Consider the following 20,826-nt stretch of genomic DNA (forward strand, 5'->3'; position numbering starts at 1 on the left):
CGTATAGATGTGCGTCCGGCGAATCATGTCCAACCAGGGGGTACCCATGCTTTACGTGCAGCGCGACGACCAGGGCAAACTGGTGCGGGTCGAAGCGGCCGAGTTCGCCGGCCACACCGGCCAGCTCCCCGCCGACGACCAGGACGTGCTCGCCTGGTACTCCAACCAGGCCATCGAGGCCAGCCTGCTGCAACTCAAGCAGAGCGACAGCGAGATGATCCGGGTGCTGGAAGACCTGATCAGCGTGCTCATGACCAAGGGCGTCCTGCGCATCACCGACCTGCCGCCGGCCGCCCAGTCCAAGCTGCTCAGCCGGACCCAGGCGCGGGAAGCCCTGGGCGGGCTCAACCGGCTGATCAACGACGACGACGCGGGCGTGATCTGAGCGCAGTCCCGCGCACGTCCGCGTCCCTCCGGGCTAGCGCCCTGCTTCAGACTCCAGGCCGGCCTGCCCGGCCCCTTCCCACTCGAACACCAGGGCCTTGAGCCCGCCTTCCGGGTCCTCGTCGGCGAATTCCGGCGGGTTGGCCAGGCGTTCGCGGAACACCAGGCCAGGCGCTTCCTCCCCCATCGTGCGAATGATGAAGTCGGCCCCGGTGGCCGGGTCGTTGACGCAGGCCAGCACCCGGGCGCCGGGGGCCAGCAGTTCCGGCACGCGGCGGAGGATCTTGCGGTAGTCCCGGTCCAGCTCGAAGCTGCCGCGCTGGAACGACGGCGGATCGATGATCACCAGCCCGTAAGGCCCTTCCCGCTTCAGCCGCCCCCAGGACTTGAACAGCTCATGCCCCAGAAAGCTCACCCGCCCCAGGTCATGGCCATTCAGACGGTGGTTGTCGCGCCCACGGGCCAGCGCCGCGCGAGCCATGTCCAGGTTCACCACCGCCTCGGCGCCCCCGGCGATGGCCGCTACGGAGAAGCCGCAGGTGTAGGCGAACAGGTTCAGCACCCGGCGCCCCGCCGCCACCTCGCGCACCCAGCGGCGGCCATGGCGCATGTCGAGGAACAGGCCGATGTTCTGGTTGCGCATCAGGTCCAGCCGGTAGGCCAGGCCGTCCTCGTGCATGGTCCAGGCATCCACCGCCTCGCCCCACAGGCACTCGGTCTCGCTGCCGGGTCGGTAGCGGTGCTGCAGCAGTACACTGCGAACGCTTCCAGCAGGCCAGGCAGGCGCCTCGGCCAGCGCCAGCAGCAGCGCACGCAAGCCTTCCAGCGCCTCGGCCGGCGGCTCACGGAACAGCGCCACCAGCACCACGCCCTCCAGCCAGTCCACCGTGACGTGCTCCAGCCCCGGCCAGAGCCGGCCACGGCCATGGAACAGGCGCCGGGTCTCGGCCGGCGGCTCGGCCAGGGCCGTGACGAGTCGGTGCCGGAGGATGTCGAAGGAATCGGGAGTCATGGCGATACGCGTCGGGAAAAGGGGCGGCATTCTAAACCAAGGGCCGCCTCGCTGGAGTCATCGGCGCCTTCCGCTACGCTCACAACCAAGGTTCCCCGCAGGAACCGATAAGGCCGCCCGGACCCGCAGTACCCAGGATCACGACCCGACAGCATGAATGCACCCGCCCCCTCCAAGCCCCCTCCCCACCAGCGCACCCAGCAGCTGGCGCGGCTGTTCACCACCCTGACCATCCTGGCGATCCTGGCCATGGAGGCCTGGCAGGTCTGGCTCGACTACCGGCAGGAGTTCCACCGCGCCGAAGTCAGCGCCACCAACGTCACCGGCGCCGCCGCCGAACACGCACGCGACGCCATCCGCCAGGCCGATGCCCTGCTCTACGACCTGATCGAACAGGTCGAGCATGACGGCCTGGAGCGGCTGGATACGGCCCGCATGCACCGGCTGATGAAGCGCCAGCAGCAGTTCCTGCCCCAGCTCCACGAGCTGTTCATCTACGACAAGGACGGCAACTGCGTGGTGACTGACCGCGAGGTGGGCGGCCAGCCGATGAACAACGCCGACCGCGAGTACTTCCGCTACCACCGGGACGACCACGACCACCGCGTGCACATCAGCCAGGTGATCCGCAGCCGCTTCACCGGTGACCTGGTCATCCCCATCTCGCGGCGCATCGAGGACCGCAACGGCCAGTTCGCCGGGGTCGCGGTCGCCACCCTGGACGTGGCCTACTTCAACCGCTTCTACGAGACCTTCGACCTGGGGGACCGCGGCATCATCGTGCTGGCCGAACAGAACGGCACCATCCTCGTCCGCCACCCCTTCGACCCCTACGCCACCGGCCGCAGCCTGGCCAAGACCCACATCGTCAAAGACCTGCTGCCGGAGGCGCCAGCCGGGGTCACGGTGGCCCGTTCCTCACTGGACGACGTCGAGCGCCTGTTCAGCTACCGCCAGTTGCAGGACTACCCCCTGCTGGTGGAGACCGGCATCGCCACCCAGTCCATCGCCGCCCCCTGGCTCAACCAGGTGGCCCGCTCGTGCCTGGTGGTGGTGGTGGTGATCGCCGGCCTGGTGTTCTTCGCCGCCACCCTGGTGCGGCAGATGGAACAGGGGGCGCTGGCCGAGGAAGAGCTGCGCCTGGCCCACGAAACCCTGGAGCAACTGGCCCTGGAGGACGCCCTCACCGGCCTGGCCAACCGCCGCCGACTGGACGCCGTGCTGCCCATCGAGGCCAGCCGGGCCCGACGCCTGGGCACGCCGCTGGGCATCGTCATGCTCGATATCGATTACTTCAAGCGCTACAACGACCACTACGGCCACCTCGCCGGCGACCAGTGCATCCGCGCCGTCGCCCAGGTGCTGGCCGGCTTCGCCCGCCGCCCCGGCGACCTGGCCGCGCGCTACGGCGGCGAGGAAATGACCCTGCTGCTGCCCAACGCCGACCCCGAGGACACCCACCGCATCGCCGAACAGATCCGCCAGGCCGTGCGCGCGCTGGAGATCCCTCACAGCAGCAGCGACCACGGCGTGGTCACCGTCAGCCTCGGCTACCACGTGTACATGCCGCTGCCCCTGGACAACACCCACGAAGCGCAGCTGCTGCGGGCCGCCGACGAAGCCCTGTATCACGCCAAGGACGCCGGCCGTGACCGGGTTCACCCGCCGGCATCCTGAGCCCGGCAGGCCGTCGAAAAGCGCTGCACTCCGCCCCACACCCTGCGCTACCATGGCGCGCCGCCCGGCAGTGGATGCCGGGCGCCTCTCCTCCCCTGTTCTTCCAAGGAACGACAACGACAATGCTGTACGTCGTCATGCTCGGTGGCCGGCACCCCCGGGCCAAGATCGAAGTCCACGACGTGGTGTTCGCCTTCGCCGACACCATCGAAGACACCTACCCCCGTCTGCGTGAAGAGTGGTTCGGCAGCCGCGAAGGCCTGCACATCGACTCCTGGATGGCCATCGAAGGCGTCGACGGCTACCGCATCAGCCTCAGCAGCCTGGCACCGGCACCCGGCTCGCCCCGGCTCTACTTCATCAACCTCGGCGGCTACGAACCCGGCTCCTTCGGCGAAGCCCACCGTTACCTGCTGGTGGTCGCCCGCGACCGCGCCGAAGCCAAGGAGCGCGGCAAGCGCCGCATGCACGCAGGCTGGGACAAACCCCACACCGACGCCCTGCTGGACGTGGACGACTGCATCCCCATCGACCTGCTCGACGGCCGCTACGTCCACCTCACCGAAGGCGAGCACCGGGGCATCACCCAGCGCAGCGACTACATCGTCCTGTCCTGATCCCCGCCGGCCACGCACCGGGCCGCCCGCAGCCGTGCGGCGGTCACCTGTCGCACCTGGGCGCGGCTCTGGGCGATGTGGGCGGTCATGCGTGCGCAGGCGTCGTCCACATCCCGCCGCAGGATCGCCGCAAGCACGGCGGCGTGCTCCTCGTAGGTAGCGGCGATCCGCCCTTGCACCCCGAAATCCAGGCGCCGCACCACGCGGATACGCTCGCTCACCTCGCGGTGCACCCGCGCCAGTTCCGGGTTGCCGGCGGCCGCCACCAGTTCGCAGTGGAAGGCCTCGTCCCAGGCCGCCACCTCGGCATCCACCTCGCTGCGCCGGGACGGTGGCACCTGCCAGCGCGCGCAAAGCGGTGCCAGGCTGGCGGCTGCATCGGCGGCCTCGCACAGTCGCTCGATGGCCGCCCGCTCCAGCACGATGCGCAGGTCGTACAACGCCTCGAAGCGCTCGAACTCGAACGGCAGCACCTCCCAGCCGCTGCGGAAGTGCACCTGCAGGTAGCCCTCCTGCTGCAGGCGGTCCAGCGCCTGGCGCACCGGCGTGCGGCTCACCGCCAGGCGCGCGGCCACCTCGCCCTCGCTGAAGCGGTCGCCGGGCAGCAGGCGGAAATCGGCAATGTCGTCCTTGAGCTGGCGGTAGACGGTCTCCGCCAGGCGTGGCGGCCGGCTCACCATCGGCTCAGCGCCCGCCCAGCGTCGCCACGTAGGCGCGCCAGCCCCCGAAGGCCGTGATGTCGCGGGCGCCTTCCAGGCCGCAGGGCTCGCAGATGAACCCCTTCACCCAGCGGCCATCCTCCAGTTGCAGGCTGCCGATCCCCAGGGGCGGCGACACCTCGGCGACGAACTCACCGAAACGCGCCAGGGGCACGTCCCACAGCTCGACGATGATCGCGGCCCCCTCCGGGCCGCGCACCAGGCCGGGCTTGGGCGGCACCGAGCCGGCCAGCGCGTGCAGGCGGTAGCACGGGGCGGTGCGGGTCTCCTCCACCCGTACCGCGCCACGGGTGGTCAGCTGGTGGTTGAGCGGCATCCCGGTCAGGTGCGCCCCCACCACCGCCACCCGCACGCACTCAGGCGCCGGGACGGGCGGCGCCGCTGGCGGCAGCGAGCGCCCGGTGGCCCCCAGCGGCAGACCCAGCGCGGCCTGCCAGCGTCGCCCCAGGCTGGCCAGGGCCTGGTCGTGCCAGGCCGGGGCGATCAGGGTGATGCCGGCCGGCAGGCCGTCCTCGCGGAACCCCGCCGGCAGGGCCAGGGCACTCAGGTCAGCGAGGTTGGTGAAGTTGGTGTAGGTGCCGAACTGGCTGTTGTAGAGCAGCGGCTCGCGGGCCATTTCCGCCTGGGTGCGCAGGGTCGGCGAGGTGGGCACCAACAGCGCGTCGAACCCTGCCAGCACCTGCTGGATGCGTCGGGCCAGCGCCGCCCGGCGGTACTCGGCACGGTAGGCGTCGCAGGCGCTGAAGTCGCGGCCGCTCTCGACGATACCCCGCACCACCGGGTCCATCGCCTGGGGCCGGGTCTGCAGCAGGCTCCCCACGGCCACGGTGCGCTCGGCCACCCAGGACCCCTGGTACAGCTCGCGGGCCAGCTCGGTAAACGGGCCGAAGTCGATGGGCACCACCTCGGCGCCCAGGGCCTCGAAACGCTGTACGGCCTGCTCGAACACCGCCTGGTTGCGCCGGTCGCCGAAGAACTCGGGCGCCTCGGGCACCGCCAGTCGCGGCCGCGCCCCGATGGCCACCGGCGCGGTGGCCGGGTTGCGCCGTGCATAGGCGTCCGCTTCATTGAAACCGCCAGCCAGCCGCGCCACCTGCTCGGCGTCGTCCACGGTCAGGGCGAACACCGAGATGCAGTCCAGGCTGCGGCAGGCCGGGACCAGCCCCTGGGTCGACAACCAGCCCCGGGTGGGCTTGAGGCCGACGATGTTGTTGAAGCCCGCCGGCACTCGCCCCGAGCCGGCGGTGTCGGTCCCCAGGGCGAAAGGCACCAGGCCACGCGCCACCACCGAGGCCGAGCCGGAGCTGGAGCCCCCGCTGACATAGGCCGGATCGAAGGCATTGGGCACCGCGCCGAAGGGCGAACGCACCCCCACCAGGCCGGTGGCGAACTGGTCCAGGTTGGTCTTGCCCAGCAACACGGCACCGGCCGCCTGCAGCCGCGCCACCACCGTGGCATCGACCTCGGCGAGGTAGGCGAACGCCGGGCATGCGGCGCTGGTGCGCCAGCCGGCGGCGTCGATGTTGTCCTTGATGGCGAACGGCACGCCATAGAGAGGCAGGGCCGCCAGGTCGCCACCCGCGGCCTCCAGCTGGCGGGCCAGGGCGGCGAGACGCTCGGTCAGCTGGGCGGGTTCGGCCAGCACGATCCAGGCCGGGTCTTCCCCGCGCAGGGTCTCCAGCAGCTCATGCAGGCAGTCGGGCTGCAGGCGGCCGTCGCGGTAGGCCTGCTGCCAGTCGTGCAGGGTCCAGCCGGTGGTGGGCAACAGCGGGGTCTTCATCGGGGCGCTCCATCTTGTATCCAAGTTGGCAACGCCCGCTGCAAGCGCCGGACCAGAAGCCGGGAACCCAGTCACCACGCGGCCTGTCGCATCTGCAAAGGCCCCGCGCATCCGGCTGGACGCCCGCCGACGGTGCGTGCGCGCCTCATTGCAGGGCCTCCGTCGAGCGGCACGGCCCATCGCTTGGACGGGCTGCTCTCGGCCCCCCGAAAACGCTAGACTTGCCAGCATTTCGCCATCCCGGTCCCCGGCATGCCCACAAGCCCTGTCTACATCACCCCCGACCAACTGTGCGTCGGCCTCTACATCCAGCTCGAACTGGGCTGGTGGGAACACGACTTCACCTTCAGCAACTTCAAGATCCGCGACGACAACCAGGTCACCGCCCTGCGCAAGCTCGGCCTCAAGCGCCTGCGCTACGACCCGTCGCGCAGCGACTGCGAGCCCCTGCCACTGCAACCGGTCACCGCGCCGACCGAGCCGCTGGAGGACACCCCGCCCCCGCCAGCCCCGGAAGAAGCCGCGCGCCAGGCGCGGGTGGTCCAGCTGAGCAAGTTGCGCACGCGCCTGGCCGAGGTGGACCGCCGCTTCGTCCAGGCGAGCCAGCGGGTCAAGGCGATGAACCAGGCCCTGCGCAACCAGCCAGAAGATGCCCTGCGCCAGGCCGGGGAAGTGGTCGGCGAATTGGTGGAAGCCATCCAGGGCGAAGACGGCGCCGCGCTGCACAGCATCAACGGCAAGGCCCACGACGATGCCTACGTGCACCCGCTCAACGTCACCGTGCTGTCGCTGATGCTCGGCCGCCAGCTCGGCTACGACAGCGAGGCCTGCCACAGCCTCGGGCTCGGCGCCCTGCTCCACGACATCGGCAAGATGGACATCCCCAGCCAGGTGCTGCTCAAGCCTGAGCCGCTGAACCGCCCGGAACAGCTGCTGCGCCAGCTGCACACCGAGTACGGTCTGCGCCGGGGCCAGCAGCTGATGCTCGACGACGAGGTGCTGCGGGTCATCCACGAGCACCACGAGCACTGCGACGGCACCGGCTACCCGCGTCAGCTGTCCGAGGCCGCCATCGGCCGGCTGAGCCGGGTGGTATGCATCACCAACCACTTCGACGGCCTGTGCAACCCGCGCGACCCGCGCGCCGGCCTCAGCCCCCACGAAGCGCTGAAGCAGATGTTCGCCCTGCACCGCTCGCGGTTCGACGACGTGATGCTCAAGGCCTTCATCCGCTGCATGGGCGTCTACCCGCCGGGCAGCCTGGTGCAGCTGGAGGACGATCGCTACGGCCTGGTGCTCGGCATGCACCCGAGCCAGCCGCTCAAGCCGACGCTGATCCTCTACGACAGCCAGGTGCCCAAGGAGGAAGCCCTGATCGTCGACCTGGAGCGTGAACCGCGCCTGGCCATCGCCTCCGCCCTGCGGCCGGCCCAGGTGCCGCCCGAAGCACTGGACTACCTCAACCCCCGCCAGCGCATCACCTACTACATCGACCCGCGCACCCGCGGCTGAGCCGCGTGGGCGGATTTCCGCCACCCACCGCCTCCCAGGCCCCGCCATGGTGGCGGGTACCCGCCAGCCCGCGGCCGGCATGCCTCCCGGCAAGCCCCATGCCACCTGGCCTGCGACCATCTGGCACAGCCCTTGCTTTTTTGGCCGCCCACGGTGGTCCCAGGACCACCGTTCGCAGCCGCCGCCACATGCGACGGCCAGAAGAACGCAGCGCCACCGCCCGGTCGCGCCCTCACAAAGGGCCCGGCCACACCGCGTGCACAGGGTGGCAGGCGCAGCCCGGAAGACTGGAAGGTTCATCGATGAAGAAACTGCTGCTGGCACTGACGTGCCTGAGCGTGGTCGGCTGCTCCCAGCCCGACGCCCCCGAACAACCCCTCGACGTGCTGCTGATCGGCGGCGGCATCATGAGTGCCAGCCTCGGCACCTACCTCCACGAGCTGGAGCCCGAGTGGACGATCGAGACCTTCGAACGCCTCGACCAGGTCGCCGAGGAAAGCTCCAACGCCCTGAACAACGCCGGCACCGGCCACTCGGCCTTCTGCGAGCTGAACTACACCCCCGAGACCGCCGACGGCGGCATCGACATCAGCAAGGCCGTGGCGATCAACGAATCCTTCGAGATCTCCAAGCAGTTCTGGGCCTACCAGATCGATCGTGGCGTGCTGAAGAACCCCCGCTCGTTCATCAACAACGTCCCGCACATGAGCTTCGTCTGGGGTGACGACAACGTCGCCTACCTGAAGAAGCGCCACGCCGCCCTGCAGCACAGCAACCTGTTCCGCGGCATGGAATACAGCGAAGACCACGCGCAGATCGCCCAGTGGGTACCGCTGGTGATGCAGGACCGCGACCCGGCCCAGAAGATCGCCGCCACCCGCATGCCGATTGGCACCGACGTGAACTTCGGCGAGATCACCCGCCAGCTGTTCGCCTCCCTGTCCGAGTCGCCCAAGTTCAAGCTGAACCTGAGCCATGAAGTGCGCGACATCGTGCGCAACGAAGACGGCACCTGGAAAGTGGTGGTGGCCGACCTGGCCCACGACGGCGCCGAGCGCGCAGTCAACGCCCGCTTCGTGTTCATCGGTGCCGGCGGCGGCGCCCTGAAGCTGCTGCAGAAATCCGGCATTGCGGAAGCCGAAGGCTACGCCGGCTTCCCGGTGGGCGGCTCCTTCCTGATGACCCGCAACCAGGACGTGGTCGCCCGTCACCACGCCAAGCTCTACGGCAAGGCCTCGGTCGGCTCGCCGCCCATGTCCGTCCCGCACCTGGACACCCGCGTGGTGGACGGCCAGGAAGTGCTGCTGTTCGGCCCCTTCGCGACCTTCTCCACCAAGTTCCTGAAGAACGGCTCGCACATGGACATGTTCAGCGCCATCACCACCGACAACATCGGCCCGATGACCACCGCCGGCATGGACAACCTGGACCTCAGCCAGTACCTGGTCGGCCAGCTGATGCTCGACCAGGACGACCGCATGGCCGCCCTGCGCGAGTACTTCCCCGATGCGCAGGACGCCGACTGGGAACTGATCCAGGCCGGCCAGCGCGTGCAGGTGATCAAGAAGGACCCGGTGAAAGGTGGCGTGCTGCAGTTCGGCACCGAAGTGGTCAGCGCCGCTGACGGCTCCATCGCCGCCCTGCTGGGCGCCTCCCCCGGTGCCTCCACCGCCGCGCCGATCATGCTCAGCGTGCTGGAGAAGACCTTCCCCGAGAAGCTCAAGAGCGACGCCTGGCAGGCCCGCCTGAAGGCCATCATCCCGTCCTACGGCCGCAAGCTGAACGACGACCTGGAGCTGACCAACAGCACCCGCGCCTGGAGCCACGAGCGCCTGCAGCTGGAGTTCATCCCCGTCCAGCCCGAGAGCGCCCCGGCCCCGGCCGCCGCCCTCTGATCCCCCCGCCCCGCCCGTCCTGGGCGGGGCATCGCGGCTGAAGCCGCTTCCGCAGACATTCAGCCGTACTTGCACAAAAGAGCGTTCGCGAGCAGAGCTCGCTCCTACGGGTGCTGAATGCGCACTCGGCGCGCTCCCGGACTGAAGTCCGGGCTACGCAGCCTGAGCGCCCTCACGCCTTGGCCGGCAATGCCTGGCCATCAACCCCCTCGCCGATCACCAGGTAATGCCCACCGGCGACGTGGTGGAGGGTGCGCAGGTCGTCCTGGCCGTCGAAATGCCAGCGGCCTTCGCTGAATACCCGGCTGTCGGCCTGGGCAGCGATGACTTCGCCGAGGAACAGGTCGTAGCCCTGCTGAATGTGCTCCTCGGGCAGCAGGCGGCATTCCAGCCAGGCGACACAGCCTTCGATCAGCGGCGCGGCGACCTGCTCGCCCGGGAAGTGCCCGACCTGCCAGGTGGCGAACTTGTCGTGCCCGGCGGCGTCCAGTTCATGGCCCGAGCTGGAGCCGAGGGTCTGTACCAAGTCCACCTGGTGGCGGGCCGGCACACTGAGCACGAAATGGCCGTCGGCCTCCAGCAGGCGCCGGGTCCAGGTGGACTTGTCCAGCACCACGGCCACCTTCGGCGGGTCGAAATCCAGGGGCATCGCCCAGGCAGCGGCCATGACGTTGCGCTTGCCGCCATGGGCGGCGCTGACCAGCACGGTGGGGCCGTGGTTGAGCAGGCGATAGGCCTTGGCGAGGGGGACGGGACGGCGGAATTCAGCGGACATGACACGCTCCAGCAGGGACACGGGCCCGGCAGCCTGCCTCAGCGTGGGCAGCGCCGTCCAGTGGCTACAGCCCGCGCAGGGCGAGCGCTGCCAGGCCCAGCAGGAGCACGCCGCACAGGCCGTGGCTGGCCCGCTGCCAGAAGGCCGAGGCGTTGCGCCGCAGCCAGGCCACCAGGCCGGCGCAGAGGAAGCAGCAGGCCACCGAGGCGGTCATGAAGCCGGCAAAGAAGGTGGCGGTCTGGGCCAGGCTCGGGGCCTCGCCGACGATGCCGGCCAGGGCACTGCCCAGGGCGCCCCAGTAGACGATGTTCTTCGGGTTGGTCAGGGAGATCGCTGCGCCGGTCAGCAAGGCACCCCGGTCCGCCGCAGGCGCGGCTGCGTCGTCGGCCTCCGGCAGCCGCCAGGCATCCCCCAGGCTGCGCCAGCCGAGCCAGGCGAGGTAGGCGGCACAAGCCAGGGTCAGCGGCACGCGCACCGCGTCCTGGGCCAGCAGCAGGGTCAGCCCGGCCAGCCCCAGCAGCGCCCACAGGGCATCGCCGGCCAGGGAGCCCACCTGCACCATCAGCGCCGGGCGAAAGCCATGCAGCAGGCCTCGGCGCAGGGTCTCGGCCAGTACGGCACCGGGCGACAGGCAGAACGCCACGCCGAACAGAAAGGCGGAAATGAACACCATCGACATCGAATACTCCCAGGGCACGGCCAGAAAGGCGCGAGTATGCCGGCTCGCCCTAGGGCGGACTTGGATCAGATTGCAGCCTGGCCGCGCAGGCGCCGTCCCAGTTCACCGGGGGTGATGCCGTAGGCGGCGCGAAAGTGCCGGTTGAGGTGGCTCTGGTCGGCGAAGCCCAGGGCGTGGGCCACGTCGGTGGCCGGCACGCCCGCCCGCAGCAGCCCACGGGCGCGGCAGGTGCGCAGTTGCATGGCCCACTGGCGCGGGCTCAGGCCGGTTTCCTTCTGGAAGGCGCGCAGCAGGTGGAAACGCGAGACGCCCACCAGCGCAGCCATTTCCTCCAGGTCGGGCGTGTCCTGCAGGCGGTCGGCCAGCAGGGCCTGGACCCGGGCCACCGGGCCGCGCCCGAGGGAGGTGGTGCGCGGCAGGCGTGCGGCGCAGGCATCCACCAGGTGCGCCAGCGCCTCCAGCAGGCGCTCCTCGGCACGCTCGCGGGCGTGGGGGTCGGCCTGCAGGCCCAGCACGACCGCTTCGCTCAGGCACTGGCCCAAACGCGGCTGGCGCCAGCAGGCACGCTCGAATTCCAGGTGGGCCAGGCCGAAGTCGGCAGCCAGTCGGTCTGCGCAGAGGTAGAGGCCGGCGAAGCGCCAGGGCTCGCCCTCCTTCACACCGCCGCCCTGGATCTGGCCGGGGTTGTAGAGGGTGATGTCGCCCGGTTGTGCGCTGAAGGTGCGCCGATCCAGCCACACCTCTTCCACGCCGACGAGGTTGACCCCGATGACGCATTCGTCGTGGCTGTGCTTGGCGAAGCGATGGCCGGTGCCGCTGCAATGGGCGACTTCCATCCGGCCCAGCATGGCCTGTCGGGAAGAGAACATCGCATCCGGCCCAGGTGGGAAAGGCGCCGAGCATACGGCGCCCGCCACCGGGCCGGCAATGTGCAGGCGGTCAGGCCACCTGGGCCGGGGACGGCTCGGCGACGCTGCGGCCCAGTGGCAGGTGGGCCACGGGCAGGCTGTGCAACGCGGTATCGGCTTCCAGGCGCAAGGCATCGGCCTCGTCGAGCAGTTGGCGCCACTGCTGGGCGTCGATCACGGCGAAATCGTGCAGCGCATCGATGTAGCCGCGCGCCACCGCGAAGCGGTAGGCGAGCGCCCGGCGGTCCGGCGCGCTGCGCATCAGGGCCAGTTGCGTGCGCGCATTGTTCAACGCCAGTTCGGCGGAAATCTTCATGGTGTGGACTCCTTGCATGCGTCCTCGCAAGTCGGCGCCCCCTGGCGCATCGACAGGGTTTTGAACACGCCACCCCGCTCCAGGTTCAGCCAATCGTTCAACGGACGGGACCCCGCCAGGTGCGACGGGGTCCGACATCTCCTACGCAGTTGCCATTACAGGGCCATGACAGGCGGGATGGCCCCCGGCCTCAACGCAGGCCGCGCAGGTGCAGGAAGCCGAACAGCAGGACCTGGATACGCTCCAGCCAGGGCGAGGGCCGGGCCCGCAGCTTGCGGTTGAACAACGCGGCCTCGCCGACATGGGCCAGCAGGACCAGGGCGGATACCAGCAGCAGCGGCCGGTGCAGGGTCTCGCCGAAGGGGTAGATGACATTGAGCAGCGCCACCAGCCAGAACATGGCCAGCGCGCCCTTGAGGAAGGAAGGCAGGTGCATGGTGTCTCCATCGTGAGGGGCGGGAGACAGAGTGTGCCGCCTGGCGGCGGCACGGCTCTCCGCACTTTTGGTTGGCAGGCGCCCTGCCCGGCTCAACGCACGGTGAGGGCGATGGGGGCGTCCTCGAAGTCGAAGCAGCCGAGGAAGGTCTTGATGTCCAGCAGGTTGCCGTCGACCTTCACGTCCCCCAGCAGCGCGCCCTTGAGCAGGCTGTTCTCGCCGCTGATGACGGTGTCCAGGTAGCGCTTGTCGAGGGTCAGGCGCAGGGGCACGGCGGGGTCGATGCCGGACTTGAGCTGGGCCACGCCGCGGCGCACCTCCAGGGTCCAGGCTTCGTCGATGTCGGGGAAGGCGAAGCCCAGGGCCAGTTCGACGTCGCCGCTCTTCTCCGGGTCGATGCGCGTCACCCAGTTCTGCAGGAAGATGCGCGCCGGCAGGTTCTTCAGCATGTCCGGGGAGAGGAAGGCCGCGCGCACCCGGCGGGACATTTCCAGCGCCACGTCGCCCTCCAGCTTGCCTTCCAGCTCCATGGCACTCATCAGGTACCAGTTGCGCCAGTTGATGTTCATGCTGGCGTAGCCCAGGCGGCGGAAGCTGCGGGCCTTGATGTCGCGGGCGAGTTTGTCGTCGTGGTCGACGCGGATGGCGTAGCCGGACAGTTCGGCCGCCCATTGCCAGTCGCCCTTCAGGTAGGCGTCGCCGGCCGCCATCAGCACCTTGTCGCGACCGCCCATGAGGGCGATCAGGCGCTTGGCCTTCTCCGCCGGCGGGATGGGGTCGAGGTCCACCGGGTCGCCCTGGAACCAGCCCAGGTAGCCCTGGTAGATCTGCCGCACGCTGTGCTTCACGGTGCCGTAGTACTCGCGCAGGTAGGGCGTGTAGCCAGCCAGGTGCGGCGGCAGCTTGACCTTCTCCACCAGCTCGTCGGGGGTCAGGCCCTTGTTCATCCAGCGCACGGTCTGGTCGTGAATGTAGGCGATGGCGTCGCGGGTCATGCGCAGCACCTCCTCCACCTTCTCCCGCCCGCTCACCGGCTGGCCGTGCAGCGGCACCATCACGTCGGCCTGGAAGGCCCGCAGCTTGTCCAGGCTCGCCACCCACACCACCGGGTCGCGGAACTTGGTGCCGCGCAGGGTGTGGACGTTGGGCAGGGTCGGGCCCTGGGTCACCTCGGCGCTGATGAGCACGCGGTTGTCCGGCAGGTAGAGGACGATTTCGTCCGGCGCCTCGCTGGGCACGTGAAGGAACTGCACCTTCAACCCGGCGATGGTGGTGTCGAGGCTGTCGCGGAAGGTGTCGGTGGGGGCGATGAAGGTGGAGGCACCCTCGTGGGCCAGCGGGCCGAGGCCGGCGTTCATGTCGCGCTTGTCCTCGTCGGAGAGCGCAACGCCGAAGCTGTAGCCCGAGCGCATGGCGAGGATCGGCCCCACCAGCGAGCCCTGGGTGACGACGTTGTCCAGCAGGGTTTCCTGGGCGTAGATGCGCACCTCGCCGCTCTTCACCTGCTCTTCGCTGACGAAGGCCTTCACACCGTTGATGTGGTCCGGGTGGAAGTGGGTGTAGACGATGGCCTTGATGGGCTTGTCGCTGATCTTGCGGAACTCGGCGAGGACCTTGCGCGACTGGTCCACCGACTCGCCGGTGTCGACGATGATCAGCCCCTCGGGCGCCTCGATCATCACGCTGTTGGCGAGGTTCCAGCCCACCGCCGACCAGACGTTGTCGGCCACCTGGTAGACCTTCTGGTTGAAGTGCCGGGTGTGTTCGGCCAGTTCGGGGTTGATGCTGGCTTTCAGGGTTTCGTCGGGCAGGGCGGCGTCGGCCCCCAGGGGCAGGGTCGCGGCCAGCAGCAGGCCGCTGAAGCGGGTAGTCAGTCGCATGGTCGGCTCGTTGTTGTTGTGGATGAGCGCAGACAGGCTGGCAGCGGCCGAATGATAATGCCAATGCATTCTTATCCAGCTTTCAATGCAGGTAACGCATGAGCGACCTTCGCCAGCTCCGTCACTTCGTCGCCCTGGCCGAACACGGCCACTTCGCCCGTGCCGCCGAGGCGGTGAACCTCAGCCAGCCGGCCCTGAGCCGCAGCATCCAGGCCCTGGAGAACGGCCTGGGCTGCCGCCTGCTGGACCGGGGGCCGCGCCAGGTGAGCCTGACCGCCCACGGCCGGCTGGTGCTGGAGCACGCCCGGCGCCTGCTGGACGGCGACCGCGCGCTGCGCAGTGCGGTCTCCCAGCTGGACAACCTGGGCAGCGGCGAACTGCGCCTGGGTGCCGGCCCCTACCCCGCCGCCCGCCTGGTACCCCGGGCGCTGGGGCGCTTCGCCGGGGCGCACCCCGGGGTGCGGGTGCAACTGGCCATCGATACCTGGTACAGCCTGCACCAGCGCCTGCTGGACGATGCCCTGGAGCTGTTCGTGGCCGATGTACGGGAACTGCGCGACGACCCGCAGCTGGAGGTCACGCCGCTGCGCAGCTGGCCCGGGGTGATCTTCTGCCGGCCGGGGCACCCGCTGCTGGGCCGGCGCCGGCACCGGCTGACGGCGGCCGACCTGGCAGCCTACCCGCTGGCCGGCACCCAGGTGCCCGCCGAGGTGGCGCAGGCCCTGGGGCAGTTGGCGGAAAGCGGCCAGCCGCTGGGCATCGAGTGCGACAACTTCATGGTGCTGAAGGCGCTGGTGGCGGAAAGCGACGTGCTGAGCATGGCGCCACTGGACGTGGTGGCCGAAGAGATCGAGGCCGGACGCCTGGCCCTGCTGGAGCTGGCGCCCGGCCTGCTGTCGCAACGCTCGGCCTACGGCCTGGTCAGCCGCGCCGGGCGCACCCTGTCACCGGCGGCCGAAGCGATGCGCGCGCTGATCCTCGACGAGGACGCCCGCACCCCACCGGCCCTGCCCGGCTGAGCTAGCGCCCCCAGCCGCCGCGACCATCGTGGTCGTGACGGTCGTGGCGGTCACGGCCCTGCCAGTAGCGGGGTCCGCCGTCCGGCTGCCCGCCCCAGTTCTGCAGGCGCGGGGTGTAGTCGTGGCGGCGTTCGTCCCAGTCGTTCCGAGGTTGCTGGCGCCAGTCCTGGCGCTGGTACTCATGCCGCTCGTAGCGCGGCGGGTCGCGCCGTTCCGGCCAGCCGCGCACCACAGGTGGCGGAGGCGGCGGTGCATAGCGGCGCTCGCGGATGATGTAGGTGGGGTACGTGGGGTAGCCGGGATAGGACTCGATGCGGTAGTAGCCGCCGGACTGGCGCGGGTACTCGCGGTAGTCGTCGTAGTCATAGGCGGCGCAGCCCGTCAGGGGCAGGCCCAGTAAAGCCATCAGCAACAGGGTTCGATTGGACATGGCGGCCTCCTTCGACCGCTGGGACGGTGCCCACGAATGTCGGCACCCGGGATTGCTCCCACCGGATTCGACAGCGGGCCGGTGCAGCGGTGTGCAACCTGCCGTCGGCAAAATCCTTTACGGCGTATTTCCACGCACCACGGCGAGGCAGCGCGCCCCATCCCTGGGCGCCGGAGGGCGGCCGACGAACCACGGGGCGGCGCCTGGCCCTTCTGCTGCGGGCCTTTGCCCGTGTTGGCACGTCCTTCGCTTTGTGGCTGGCGTGCAGGAGCTACCCGGCCCACCGGGATCGCGGCACCACAATTTGCAATGGCTGGCTAGGGTTCCGGTCCGCGCAGGCGGATGACTGGTCCGAGAGCTGGCGACCTCCAGCGAGGTTACACGGCGGGACAAAAGCCCGGGAGAACGCGCCCCTTGATCGGGATGTGCCGCGCCGCTCCGCCCGCCCTCAACCGAACTGGAGGTACCCCATGCGCAAACCCCGTCTGTTCGCCCTCGCTGCCGCCGCCCTCGCTGCGGCCTTCAGCCTCAACGCCTCCGCCGCCCAGAAGAGCAACTTCGACGTCTGCTGGACGATCTACGCCGGCTGGATGCCGTGGGAGTACGGTGCCACCCAGGGCATCGTCGACAAGTGGGCGAAGAAGTACGGCATCGAGATCAAGGTCACCCAGCTCAACGACTACGTCGAATCCATCAACCAGTACACGGCGGGCCAGTTCGACGGTTGCACCATGACCAACATGGACGCCCTGACCATCCCCGCCGCTGGCGGCGTGGACAGCACCGCGCTGATCGTCAGCGACTTCTCCAACGGCAACGACGGCATCGTGCTCAAGGGTGAAGGCAAGACCCTCGGCGACCTCAAGGGCCTGCCGGTGAACCTGGTGGAGCTGTCCGTCTCCCACTACCTGCTGGCCCGTGCCCTGGAGCGTGCCCACCTGGCCGAGAAGGACGTGCAGGTGGTGAACACCTCCGATGCCGACATCGCCGCCGCCTTCGACACCGACGAGGTGCAGGCGGTGACCACCTGGAACCCGATGCTCGCCGAGATCAAGGCCAAGCCCGGCACCAGCCTGGTGTTCGACTCCAGCAAGGTGCCCGGCGAGATCATGGACATGATGGTGGTGAACACCGAGACCCTGAAGGACAACCCGGCCCTGGGCAAGGCGCTGACCGGCGCCTGGTTCGAGATCGTCGCGCTGATGAAGGCCGGCACTGCCGAGAGCACCGCCGCCCTGACACACATGGCCAAGGCCTCGGGCACTGACCTGGCGGGTTACCAGGCCCAACTGGACGCCACCCGCCTGTTCGGCACGCCGGCCGAGGCCCTGGAGTTCGTCACCAGCCCGAAACTGCCGGCGACCATGGACAAGGTGGCCACCTTCTCCTTCGCCCACGGCCTGCTGGGTGAAGGCGCCAAGGACGCCCACGCGGTGGGCATGAGCTTCGCCAAGGGGCTGGTCACCGGCGACAAGGCCAACGTGAAGCTGCGCTTCGACCCGACCTACGTGCAGATGGCCGCCGACGGCACGCTCTGAGCCGCCCCCAACCGCTGGCGGGCGCCACCCCGGCCCCGCCTGCGCCGCCCCACGCCACCGAGTGCTCGCCATGCGCCTGATCAACCGCCACCCGGACCGTGCAGGAAGGCTGCTGCTGATCCTGCTGCCCTTCGCCCTGCTGCTGTTCGCCTACTTCACCGGGTCGGCGGCGCGGCTCACGGAAAACCCCAACGACAAGCTGCTGCCCAGCGCCACGCAGATGGTCGACGCGGTGCAGCGCCTGGCCTTCACCGAAGACAAGCGCTCCGGTCAGTACCTGTTCTGGCAGGACAGCGCCTCCAGCCTCAAGCGCCTGGCCATCGGCCTCGGCATCGCTGCCCTGCTGGGCCTGTGCCTGGGCATCGCCGCCGGCACCCTGCCGCTGTTCAGCGCGCCGCTGTCGCCGCTGCTCACGGTGCTGTCGATGGTGCCGCCGCTGGCGATCCTGCCGATCCTGTTCATCGTCTTCGGCCTCGGCGAGCTGTCCAAGGTGATGCTGATCGTCATCGGCATCGCCCCCTGCATCGCCCGCGACCTGGAGCAGCGCGCCCGGGAAATCCCCCGCGAACTGCTGATCAAGGCGCAAACCCTGGGCGCCAACACCTGGACCCTGATCCTGCGCGTGGTGCTGCCGCAGTTGCTGCCGCGCCTGCTCATCTCCCTGCGCCTGGTGCTGGGCTCGGCCTGGCTGTTCCTCATCGCCGCCGAGGCCATCGCCTCCACCGACGGCCTCGGCTACCGCATCTTCCTGGTCCGCCGCTACCTGGCCATGGACGTGATCCTGCCGTACGTGGTGTGGATCACCCTGCTCGCCTGGCTGATGGACCTGGGCCTGCGCCAGCTCACCCGCCTGGCCTTCCCCTGGTACGAAGGAGCCAAGGCATGAGCGCCTTCATCGAAGTGAAGAACCTGTGGCAGGCCTACGGCGACCAGGTGGTGCTGGAGAACCTCAACCTCAAGGTGAACGAAGGCGAGTTCTGCACCCTGGTCGGCGCCTCCGGCTGCGGCAAGTCCACCTTCCTGCGCATGCTGCTGGGCCAGGAGACACCCAGCCGGGGCCAACTGCTGCTGGACGGCCAGCCCCTGGTGGCCGAGCCCGACGCCAGCCGCGGCGTGGTGTTCCAGCGCTACTCGGTGTTCCCCCACCTGACGGTGCTGGACAACGTCGCCCTCGGCCTGGAGCTGCCCCGCTCGCCGCTGCTCGGCCGCCTCTTCGGCAGCGCCCGGCGCGAGGCCCGCGAGCAGGCCGCCGCCATGCTGGCCAAGGTCGGCCTCGGCCACGCGCTCGGCAAGTACCCCGCGCAGCTCTCCGGCGGCATGCAGCAGCGCCTGGCCATCGCCCAGGCCCTGGTGATGAAGCCCCGCGTGCTGCTGCTCGACGAGCCCTTCGGCGCCCTCGACCCGGGCATCCGCAAGGACATGCACGACCTGCTGCTGGGCCTGTGGCAGGAAACCCGGCTGACCGTGTTCATGGTCACCCACGACCTCTCCGAAGGCTTCAGCCTCGGCACCCGGCTGATGGTCTTCGACAAGGTCCGCCACGACCCGCACGCGCCCAACGCCTACGGCGCACGCATCACCTACGACATCCCCCTGAACAGCGACCGCCGCGCCGCGCGCGCCGCCGTCGAAGCCCTGCCGGAGCGGGTCACCCGCGCCCTGCAGACCGCCCCGGCCCATTGAAAGGAGCCTGCCCATGACCGCATCCCTGGCCCTGCGCCCCACCCTCTATGAAGAAACCGTCCCCGGCGGCGGCCACACCTCCTTCGTCCTCAAGCGCGGCCAGTTGCTGCGCATCAGCGACATCGAGGGCGGCGCCAACGTCAGCCTGCTGCTGTTCAACGCCAACGAGAAGAGCGAGCGCCTGAACCTGCCGGACAGCCTCAAGTGCCAGCACACCGCCAAGCTCACCGCCGGCCACTGCCTGTACTCGGACATGGGCCGCGTGCTCGCCGCCATCACCGCCGACAGCTGCGGCTGGCACGACAGCTTCGGCGGCGTGCTCAACGCCGAGGAAGTGCGCGAGAAGTACGGCCAGGGCCGCTACCAGGAACTGCGCAACGGCTTCTTCCGCAACGGCGTCGACAACCTGCTGGTGGAAATGGGCAAGTGGGACCTGAACCTGCAGGACCTGCTCATGTGCCTGAACCTGTTCAGCAAGGTCACCGTGGACGCCGACGGCTGCTTCCACTTCGCGCCCGGCAACAGCCAGGCCGGCGACTGCATCGAGCTGTACGCGCCGATGGACACCCTGGTGGTGCTCACCGCCCTGCAGCACCCCATGGACCCCGACCCCGTCTACGCGCCCAAGCCCGTGCAGCTGGCCTGGCACAAGGTCGAGAGCGACGGCATCACCCTGCTCTGCCGCACCTCGCGCCCGGAAAACGGCCGTGGTTTCCACAACACCGAACGCCTGTACATCTGAGGGCCGCCCGATGAACCCGACTCCCAGCGACAAACACCACGAAGCCGCCGTCTACACCGCCGTGATCGCCGCCGGCGAACCCTTCATGACCGAAGTGAAGGCCGGCCAGACCCTGCGCCTGCTCGACCTCGAAGGCAACCAGGCGGTGGACACCCTCTTCTACAGCGCGCGCAACCCGCGCGAGCGCTATGACGTGCAGCGCACCCTGCGCAAGCAGAACCGCGTCTACCTCGGCCCCGGCAGCGTGCTCTGGTCCAACCTCGGCAACCCGATGCTGAGCATCGTCGCCGACACCTGCGGCCGCCACGACACCCTCGGCGGCGCCTGCGCCCAGGAAAGCAACACCGTGCGCTACGCCCTCGGCACCCGCTACATGCACAGCTGCCGCGACAACTTCCTGCGCGCCAGCCTGCACGACGGCCGCCTGGCCAAGCGCGACATCAGCGCCAACATCAACTTCTTCATGAACGTGCCGGTCACCCCCGAAGGCGGCCTCACCTTCGAGGACGGCATCTCCGCCCCCGGCAAGTACGTCGAGCTGCTGGCCCACATGGACGTCATCGTCCTCATCTCCAACTGCCCGCAGCTGAACAACCCCTGCAACGGCTGGAACCCGACTCCGGCGCAGGTGTTGGTATGGGAGTGAAGAAGCAGCGGCAAGGGGTGAGCGGCAAGCTGCAAGGGGTGCGGCGTTGGCTGTTCCTCCTGTGCCAGAGCCGTTCAGGGCAATGCCTCGGCAAGAACCCCGGACCACGACCGTAGGAGCGAGCTCTGCTCGCGAAGCCTCGCCAGCCACGGACGACCGTGGTGCAGACGAACAAGGC

Annotated in this window: 21 protein-coding genes and 1 riboswitch; of the genes, 11 read left to right on the forward strand and 10 right to left on the reverse strand. The window is 69.5% G+C overall.

The window, feature by feature from the left end:
* Positions 1 to 46 precede the first annotated feature (46 nt).
* Positions 47 to 385, forward strand: a complete 339-nt coding sequence (locus tag FBY21_RS08695; protein WP_074968056.1) for a tryptophan synthase subunit beta — start codon at positions 47 to 49, stop codon at positions 383 to 385.
* Between the two features lie 33 nt (positions 386 to 418).
* Here the strand turns inward: FBY21_RS08695 and FBY21_RS08700 are convergent, their stop codons facing one another.
* Positions 419 to 1,396 (reverse strand): class I SAM-dependent methyltransferase, encoded by a 978-nt coding sequence (locus FBY21_RS08700; RefSeq protein ID WP_142010352.1) that lies wholly within the window; start codon positions 1,394 to 1,396, stop codon positions 419 to 421.
* A gap of 153 nt (positions 1,397 to 1,549) precedes the next feature.
* Between FBY21_RS08700 and FBY21_RS08705 the strand changes: the two genes are divergently transcribed.
* Together FBY21_RS08705 and FBY21_RS08710 are read left to right on the forward strand one after the other, a co-directional pair.
* The gene (locus FBY21_RS08705; protein ID WP_142010355.1) at positions 1,550 to 3,073 is read left to right on the forward strand and encodes a sensor domain-containing diguanylate cyclase; all 1,524 of its coding nucleotides are present in this window, start codon (positions 1,550 to 1,552) and stop codon (positions 3,071 to 3,073) included.
* 122 nt (positions 3,074 to 3,195) lie between these two features.
* Positions 3,196 to 3,690 carry a DUF1543 domain-containing protein gene (locus FBY21_RS08710; RefSeq protein WP_142010357.1) on the forward strand — a complete coding sequence of 165 codons (495 nt, stop codon included), beginning with the start codon at positions 3,196 to 3,198 and terminating at the stop codon, positions 3,688 to 3,690.
* On the opposite strand, the gene FBY21_RS08715 is transcribed toward FBY21_RS08710, so the two are convergent.
* Both FBY21_RS08715 and atzF read right to left on the reverse strand, forming a co-directional pair.
* Positions 3,672 to 4,367 carry a GntR family transcriptional regulator gene (locus tag FBY21_RS08715; RefSeq protein WP_253543686.1) on the reverse strand — a complete coding sequence of 232 codons (696 nt, stop codon included), beginning with the start codon at positions 4,365 to 4,367 and terminating at the stop codon, positions 3,672 to 3,674. The two genes, FBY21_RS08710 and FBY21_RS08715, sit on opposite strands and share 19 nt — an antisense overlap.
* 7 nt (positions 4,368 to 4,374) lie before the next feature.
* Positions 4,375 to 6,189 carry an allophanate hydrolase gene (gene atzF, locus FBY21_RS08720; protein ID WP_142010362.1) on the reverse strand — a complete coding sequence of 605 codons (1,815 nt, stop codon included), beginning with the start codon at positions 6,187 to 6,189 and terminating at the stop codon, positions 4,375 to 4,377.
* 252 nt (positions 6,190 to 6,441) lie between these two features.
* Between atzF and FBY21_RS08725 the strand changes: the two genes are divergently transcribed.
* Positions 6,442 to 7,701, forward strand: a complete 1,260-nt coding sequence (locus tag FBY21_RS08725; RefSeq protein WP_142010365.1) for an HD-GYP domain-containing protein — start codon at positions 6,442 to 6,444, stop codon at positions 7,699 to 7,701.
* A 302-nt stretch (positions 7,702 to 8,003) separates the two neighbouring features.
* Positions 8,004 to 9,596 carry a malate:quinone oxidoreductase gene (locus FBY21_RS08730; RefSeq protein WP_044400551.1) on the forward strand — a complete coding sequence of 531 codons (1,593 nt, stop codon included), beginning with the start codon at positions 8,004 to 8,006 and terminating at the stop codon, positions 9,594 to 9,596.
* A 172-nt stretch (positions 9,597 to 9,768) separates the two neighbouring features.
* On the opposite strand, the gene FBY21_RS08735 is transcribed toward FBY21_RS08730, so the two are convergent.
* The 6 genes from FBY21_RS08735 to FBY21_RS08760 form a co-directional block, all read right to left on the reverse strand.
* Positions 9,769 to 10,371, reverse strand: a complete 603-nt coding sequence (locus FBY21_RS08735; RefSeq protein WP_142010368.1) for a flavin reductase family protein — start codon at positions 10,369 to 10,371, stop codon at positions 9,769 to 9,771.
* A gap of 64 nt (positions 10,372 to 10,435) precedes the next feature.
* Complete coding sequence (locus tag FBY21_RS08740) at positions 10,436 to 11,050, reverse strand: LysE family transporter (RefSeq protein WP_142010370.1); 615 nt, start codon at positions 11,048 to 11,050, stop codon at positions 10,436 to 10,438.
* A 65-nt stretch (positions 11,051 to 11,115) separates the two neighbouring features.
* Positions 11,116 to 11,919 (reverse strand): helix-turn-helix transcriptional regulator, encoded by an 804-nt coding sequence (locus FBY21_RS08745; protein WP_142010373.1) that lies wholly within the window; start codon positions 11,917 to 11,919, stop codon positions 11,116 to 11,118.
* Between the two features lie 70 nt (positions 11,920 to 11,989).
* Entirely contained in the window at positions 11,990 to 12,274 is a 285-nt protein-coding gene (locus FBY21_RS08750; RefSeq protein ID WP_074969609.1) for a hypothetical protein, read from the reverse strand.
* Between the two features lie 190 nt (positions 12,275 to 12,464).
* A complete protein-coding gene (locus FBY21_RS08755; RefSeq protein ID WP_142010375.1) occupies positions 12,465 to 12,710 on the reverse strand; it encodes a DUF1145 domain-containing protein in 246 nt (81 codons plus the stop codon).
* Between the two features lie 92 nt (positions 12,711 to 12,802).
* Positions 12,803 to 14,590, reverse strand: a complete 1,788-nt coding sequence (locus FBY21_RS08760; protein ID WP_044405847.1) for an alkyl/aryl-sulfatase — start codon at positions 14,588 to 14,590, stop codon at positions 12,803 to 12,805.
* Between the two features lie 98 nt (positions 14,591 to 14,688).
* Here FBY21_RS08760 and FBY21_RS08765 point away from each other — a divergent pair, with 98 nt between their 5' ends.
* Complete coding sequence (locus tag FBY21_RS08765) at positions 14,689 to 15,609, forward strand: LysR family transcriptional regulator (protein ID WP_142010378.1); 921 nt, start codon at positions 14,689 to 14,691, stop codon at positions 15,607 to 15,609.
* A gap of 1 nt (position 15,610) precedes the next feature.
* Here FBY21_RS08765 and FBY21_RS08770 read toward each other — a convergent pair whose 3' ends face one another.
* Positions 15,611 to 16,039 carry a hypothetical protein gene (locus FBY21_RS08770; protein ID WP_142010380.1) on the reverse strand — a complete coding sequence of 143 codons (429 nt, stop codon included), beginning with the start codon at positions 16,037 to 16,039 and terminating at the stop codon, positions 15,611 to 15,613.
* 306 nt (positions 16,040 to 16,345) lie between these two features.
* A riboswitch (guanidine-I (ykkC/yxkD leader) is annotated at positions 16,346 to 16,445 on the forward strand.
* A gap of 64 nt (positions 16,446 to 16,509) precedes the next feature.
* On the opposite strand from FBY21_RS08770, the gene FBY21_RS08775 reads away from it, so the two are divergent.
* The 5 genes from FBY21_RS08775 to FBY21_RS08795 all read left to right on the forward strand — a co-directional run bounded on the left by FBY21_RS08775 (position 16,510) and on the right by FBY21_RS08795 (position 20,648).
* Positions 16,510 to 17,577 carry a putative urea ABC transporter substrate-binding protein gene (locus tag FBY21_RS08775; RefSeq protein WP_142010383.1) on the forward strand — a complete coding sequence of 356 codons (1,068 nt, stop codon included), beginning with the start codon at positions 16,510 to 16,512 and terminating at the stop codon, positions 17,575 to 17,577.
* A gap of 70 nt (positions 17,578 to 17,647) precedes the next feature.
* Positions 17,648 to 18,463 carry an ABC transporter permease gene (locus FBY21_RS08780; RefSeq protein WP_142010385.1) on the forward strand — a complete coding sequence of 272 codons (816 nt, stop codon included), beginning with the start codon at positions 17,648 to 17,650 and terminating at the stop codon, positions 18,461 to 18,463.
* On the forward strand, positions 18,460 to 19,260 hold the full coding sequence (locus FBY21_RS08785) for an ABC transporter ATP-binding protein (protein WP_044405795.1): 801 nt from the start codon (positions 18,460 to 18,462) through the stop codon (positions 19,258 to 19,260). Before FBY21_RS08780 ends, FBY21_RS08785 begins: the two co-directional genes overlap by 4 nt.
* Positions 19,261 to 19,273: 13 nt before the next feature.
* The gene (locus tag FBY21_RS08790; protein ID WP_142010387.1) at positions 19,274 to 20,002 is read left to right on the forward strand and encodes an urea amidolyase associated protein UAAP1; all 729 of its coding nucleotides are present in this window, start codon (positions 19,274 to 19,276) and stop codon (positions 20,000 to 20,002) included.
* 10 nt (positions 20,003 to 20,012) lie between these two features.
* Positions 20,013 to 20,648, forward strand: a complete 636-nt coding sequence (locus FBY21_RS08795; RefSeq protein ID WP_142010389.1) for an urea amidolyase associated protein UAAP2 — start codon at positions 20,013 to 20,015, stop codon at positions 20,646 to 20,648.
* Positions 20,649 to 20,826: the final 178 nt, after the last annotated feature.

Source organism: Pseudomonas sp. SLBN-26 (assembly GCF_006715895.1).
In the GTDB taxonomy this organism is placed as follows: domain Bacteria; phylum Pseudomonadota; class Gammaproteobacteria; order Pseudomonadales; family Pseudomonadaceae; genus Metapseudomonas; species Metapseudomonas otitidis.